The sequence below is a fragment of the Salinimicrobium oceani genome (assembly GCF_012037645.1).
Genome location: NZ_JAAVJR010000201.1, coordinates 1 through 630, shown reverse-complemented (window position 1 = coordinate 630; position 630 = coordinate 1). Strand labels below are relative to the sequence as shown.

General features: G+C 47.0%; 1 protein-coding gene. It reads left to right on the top strand.

The genetic code is table 11. The annotated features are described in order from the left end of the window. Positions 1-39: 39 nt before the first annotated feature. Positions 40-630 (top strand): SDR family NAD(P)-dependent oxidoreductase (locus HC175_RS16265; protein WP_168139441.1); only part of this gene is annotated, 591 nt, incomplete at its 3' end.

Sequence of the window (630 nt, the reverse complement as noted above, 5' to 3'; positions counted from 1 at the left end):
AAATTAATCCTTAAACATTAAACCTTAATCATTTAAAAAATGTGGAACTTAAAAGGACAAACAGCAATAATCACCGGCGGCTCTAAAGGAATCGGTCGCGCGACGGTTGAAGAATTTTTAAAACTCGGAGCCGAGGTGCTCTATACCGGAAGAAATGCCGATGATATCTTGAAAGTAGAAGATGAATTCACTGCCGCAGGACATGCGGTAAAAGGCATAGTTGCCGACGTCACTGTGGCCGATGACAGACGTAAGATCTTTAGCTGGGCCGAGAATAACTGGAAAGCAGTAACCATCCTGGTAAACAACGCGGGAATAAACATCCGCAAGAAAGCGATGGACTTTTCTGAACAGGAATACCGGCAGGTTGTAGAGACTAATCTCATGTCTCCCTTTCTTCTTGCAAGAGAACTTTATCCCTATTTAAAGAAGTCAGGCAACGGAAAGATCATTAATGTAGCTTCCTCTGCCGCCACTCAGGACGTAGGCACCGGTACACCCTATGCCATGGCCAAAGCCGGACTCCTGCAGCAAACCAGAAGTCTGGCGGTAGAATGGGCCCGGGATAACATCAGGGTGAATGCCGTCTCTCCCTGGTACACCCGCACTCCGCTGACAGATTCTGTACTA